The organism is Streptomyces sp. NPDC058877, from assembly GCF_042742855.1.
Classification (GTDB): domain Bacteria; phylum Actinomycetota; class Actinomycetes; order Streptomycetales; family Streptomycetaceae; genus Streptomyces.
Genome location: NZ_JBHYMF010000321.1, coordinates 1 through 4,561 on the forward strand (window position 1 = coordinate 1; position 4,561 = coordinate 4,561).

At 68.8% G+C, this 4,561-nt stretch carries 4 protein-coding genes; 3 read left to right on the forward strand and 1 reads right to left on the reverse strand.

Going from position 1 to position 4,561, the window contains the following annotated elements:
* Nucleotides 1-988: 988 nt before the first annotated feature.
* The 3 genes from ACFW2Y_RS34795 to ACFW2Y_RS34805 are packed head-to-tail and all read left to right on the forward strand — an operon-like array spanning nt 989 to nt 4,046.
* Nucleotides 989-2,116 carry a bifunctional DNA primase/polymerase gene (locus tag ACFW2Y_RS34795; protein ID WP_384887446.1) on the forward strand — a complete coding sequence of 376 codons (1,128 nt, stop codon included), beginning with the start codon at nt 989-991 and terminating at the stop codon, nt 2,114-2,116.
* 26 nt (nt 2,117-2,142) lie between these two features.
* Nucleotides 2,143-3,648, forward strand: coding sequence for a phage/plasmid primase, P4 family (locus ACFW2Y_RS34800; protein WP_384887455.1), 1,506 nt, complete (start codon nt 2,143-2,145; stop codon nt 3,646-3,648).
* Nucleotides 3,645-4,046: a DUF6009 family protein gene (locus ACFW2Y_RS34805; RefSeq protein WP_384887449.1), complete on the forward strand. Its 402-nt coding sequence runs from the start codon at nt 3,645-3,647 to the stop codon at nt 4,044-4,046. Before ACFW2Y_RS34800 ends, ACFW2Y_RS34805 begins: the two co-directional genes overlap by 4 nt.
* A gap of 257 nt (nt 4,047-4,303) precedes the next feature.
* Here the strand turns inward: ACFW2Y_RS34805 and ACFW2Y_RS34810 are convergent, their stop codons facing one another.
* Nucleotides 4,304-4,447, reverse strand: a complete 144-nt coding sequence (locus ACFW2Y_RS34810; protein WP_384887452.1) for a hypothetical protein — start codon at nt 4,445-4,447, stop codon at nt 4,304-4,306.
* Nucleotides 4,448-4,561 lie beyond the last annotated feature (114 nt).

Genomic DNA, 4,561 nt, shown 5'->3' on the forward strand with positions numbered 1-4,561 from the left:
TGACACGACAGGCCACCCCTCCCACGGGAACACCGAACCTATGCCTGACCAGCGAAAACACCGCCCTCAGGTTCGGTACGACAACACCTACTAAGAGTCGGGTTTCCGGAGCCCGACCCTCAAAGGCGCTCACAGCGGCGTCCACCGGAGCGCACTGGCCCCCGGCGACGGCTTCACGGGTCGCGCCTTCGCTCAGGTCACCTCTTGCTGCTCCCTGCCCTGCAGCTGCGCAGTCGGCTCAGCCGACAAGGCGGTCCGACTGGGGCCAGGGCCCCTGAAGACTGGCCCGCAGTCGTCGGGCAGATGGACCGTCACCAACGCGGCTGCCTCCTGCAGCGAAAAGCGCCTCGCCCAGGATGCCGCCCACGCGCAGCGGCGCATAGACGATGCGGAGAGTTCGTCGCCGGCCACAACGGTGCCACGGTCAAACACGGAACGACCTGTGCACCGCCATCCGGGACGCCACCGCCGCATCGTGGCTGCTCGGCTCGGCGCTCCCCGCGCCCCGGACGTGACGAGCAACGTCACGTCCGGTCCTGAGCAGGTATGCCCATCCTCCGCCCCACATGACGAACTAAAACCCGGGCTGGCAGCTGAGCTTCAGTCGCTCGGGGCGCTTCGGTGGCAACCTACGAGTGACCAGCGACTGAAGCTCAGCGACCCTGCAAAGCCTCAGTCGCTTACAGAAAAGCACAGGTCAGATGCTTGATAGAGAACCTTCCAGCGACTGAAGCGACCGAAGCTCTACATATCGGCTGTGCAGATCGCGCGTGTGCGTGTTATATGGGTGTCTTGAGTCGCTTCAGTCGCTGATTGCTGTTGCAGACACTGTCTGACCTGCAGGTTTGTGGGAGCGATTGAAAAGAGTGACCAGCCAGTCGAGTCGCTTGCGTCAGTTGCTCGGTCGCTGGTCGGAGCAGATGAGCGGCACGCCCGGCCGCGAAGGTGGTCCACCCGAACGGACGTCTTCGCTAGGCTGTCTCCGTCGTTGAGTCGCTTCAGTCGCTATTGGGAGATCGAATGCCTGCTGACCTGCGGGTTTCCTCCAGCGACTCAGGAAGCGTCGTCGCTTCGTCAGCCCCGCCCAGTCCGCTGGTGCGCCAGCCACGGCTGGCCGGTCCACCCGCTCGCCCCCGGCAAGAAGACCCCCGCCGCCAACTGCCCGGCCTGCCGCGAACCCGGACACGACCGCAGGACCTGCTCCTGCCGGATAGCCGCCCGCTGGTGCCACGGCTTCCACGCCGCAACTCTGGACAGCACCCGCATCCAGGACTGGTGGGGCACCCGCCCCCAGATGGGCGTGGGAGTCGCCTGCGGCCCGGCAAACCTCATCGTCATCGACATCGACGCCCACCCCGCACCGCAACCGGCCCGCAACCGGCTCCTGCCCGGCATCAACATCGCCGAGGACATCGACGTGTCCGCGATGACCACCGGCTTCCACACGCTCGCCGTCCTCGCCGCCCTCCGTGGCCAGCCCAGCCCCGCCGACGACTCCACCACCCTGCGCGTCCGCACCCCCTCCGGCGGCCTGCACGTCTGGTACCGCCAGACCGACTCCCGCCGCTGGCAGTGCTCCTCCGGCTCCAGCACCACCCGCGCCCTCGCCTGGCAGGTCGACGTCCGCGCCGACGGCGGATACATCATCGCGCCCGGCACCACCACCGACGCCGGCACCTATACCCCGCTCGGCACCGTACGGACCCCCGCGCCGCTCCCGGCCTGGCTCGCCCAGGAACTCCAGCGCACCCACCACCTGCCCGCCGCCCACGTCCCCGCCCCGCGCCCCGTACCCAGCCGCCCCCGCCAGGCCGTCCTCGCCGCTGGCGGCACCGCCAACCCGGTCGTCGCCGTACTTACCACCGTCCTCGCCGAGATCGCCGACTGCGCCCACGCCACCGAAGGCACTGGGTTCTCCGAGAAGCTGAACCGCGCCGCCTACACCGTTGGCGGCCTCGTCGCCGCAGGACACCTCCCCGCTCAGGACGCGGAGAACGCCCTCATGGAAACCGCTCTCCTCGCCCGCCCCGGGCAGGACTCCCGCGCCCAGGCCATTATCCGCAGCGGCATGACCGCCGGAGCCCGCCGTCCCCTGACCCCCGGGAGCCGCCCGTGACCAGCCCCGCCGGCGGCGAGCCGAACATGCTCTTCGACTTCGACCCCCAGGCCCTGGCCGAGCAGATCATGGCCAAGGCCGCCCCAGTCCTGCCGCCACAGCACACCGCACCGTCCGAACAGACGCCGCCGCCGGCCCCGTCGACAGCGACTGCCCAGGGCCTGTGGCCCGACTCTCTGACCGACCGCGGCAACGCCAAGCTCTTCGTCAAGCTCTACCAGGCCGACTTCCGCCATGTCCCAGGCCTGGGCTGGTACCGGTGGGACACCACCCGCTGGCAGGTCGACGAGGACGACTCCGTCCTGTGGGCCGCCGGAGAGATCGGCGAACATCTCGCCACCACCGACCCCACCGGCGAGCACCCAGTCGAGGCGCTCAAGAAGCACCGCCGCCGGGCCCTGAGCACCGCCGGCATCAACGCGATGCTCGCCCAGGCCAAATCCGCGCCTGGCATGGTCCTCAAGGCCGAATACCTCGACGCCGACCCCTACGCCCTGTGCACGCCGGCCGGGATCGTCGACCTCCACACCGGCCTCGTGCGCACCCCCGACCCCAACAAGGACTTCCACTCCCGCTCGACCACCGTCGGCCCCGCCGCGATGCCGATCCCCAGGTTCCAGCGCTTCCTCGCCGACACCTTCGGCGACGACGCCGAAGGCACCCAGATGATCAGCTTCCTGCAGCTGCTCCTGGGCTACTCCATCACTGGCGACGTCGGCGGCCAGGTCATGCCGTTCCTCTTCGGCGCCGGCAAGAACGGCAAGTCCGTCCTCCTCGACGTCTCGATGAAACTCCTCGGCGACTACGCCGACGCCGCACCGCCCGGCTTCCTCATGGCCCGCCTCTACGAAGGCCACCCCACCGACCTCGCCGAACTCCACGGCCGGCGCGTCGTCGTCTGCTCCGAGGTCAAGCCCGGCGACAAGTTCGACGAAGCCCGCGTGAAGCACCTCACCGGCGGCGACCGCATCAAGGCCCGCCGCATGCGGCAGGACTTCTTCTCCTTCAACCCCACCCACAAGCTCTGGCTCCTGGGCAACCACCGCCCCGAGGTCGGCACCGGCGGCTTCGCCTTCTGGCGCCGCATGCGCCTGATCCCGTTCGAGCGCACCGTCGCCGACGACCGCCGCATCGACAACCTTGCCGACATCCTCGTCGCCGAGGAAGGCCCCGGCATCCTCAACTGGCTCATCGACGGCGCCCGCCGCTACCTGGCCGGCGAGAAGGACCTCACCGGCCCCGACAAGGTCCGCATCGCCACCAACTCCTATGCCGAGACCGAGGACCACACCGGCCGCTTCTTCGACGAGGCCTGCCTCCTCAACCCCGACTGCCGCACCGAGCAGAAGACCCTCTACGACGCCTACCGCGGCTGGTGCCAGAGCGAAGGCTGCATCCCCATGAGCAACCGCACCTTCGCCGCCCGCGCCCGCGAACTACTAGGCCTCGCCTCCCCGAAAGAGATGATCTTGTCGAATTCGAGGAAGTACTACCCTGGCATCGGACTGCTTGCGAACGAGGAGACGGCATGAGTTCCCTGATCAGCGAGAACGATCTCAAGCACGAGACCGACCTCGTCTGGCTCGAGGACATCACCCGCCTCGACTACGTCCGCCAGAGCCTCGACCGCCTCCCCACCCGCACCGGCAGGCCGGCCTACCACCGCGACGGGCGCATGGTCGGCTACGCCACCCTCGCCACCGACGCCAAGGCCTCCCGCGCCTCCGGCACCTTCCGCCGCCGCGTCTTCTGGCTCCTCCCACACGACCGCGACACCGAACCCGACGGCCTGTACGCCAGCTCCGCTCCGGCTGAGGCCATCGACCCCGCAACCCTGCAGCCGCGCACTAAGGGGAGGAAGACTGAGCGCTCGGAAGGCGGCCCGCCGTCCAGCGCAATGCAGGCACTTGGGATAACCCTCCCGCTCTGACCTTGCCTCGCCGCAGCGACCGAAGCGACTCAAGCGACCGGAGCTCCGACATCACCGGAGCGTCCTGGAGCACGCCTGCGACACGTGTCCGCACTCACGGTGAGGCCGTCTGCAACCCGTGCCGATAGGGCGTGCGCAGGTCAGGCTTGGTGCCCAATTGGCTCGGGGGAGTACCACTGGGGCGCCCACGGTGGCCGCGCGCCGCGCCTGTCTTTCGCCGAGGGGCTTTGTACGGCGCAGAAGTCGGTGTGGGTACTTCAAGGACCGAAGACGGGGATGAGGCGTGCGACGCGGTGCCATCCGAGGGTGACGATGCCGGCGATGAGAGCTGCGCCACCGGTGAGCCATGGCCGGAGGTCCTCGGGGGTGAGGGGCAACTTCGGCAGGATTGCTGCCGTCAAGACGGCAGCAAGAGCGGCGGCTAGTACTCCAGTGCGGTTTTGTGATCTACCCGGTGGGTTCGTTGGCGGACCGTCGTTGGTAGTGGCTTTGTCGGGCTGTTGCCTGGTGGCGTC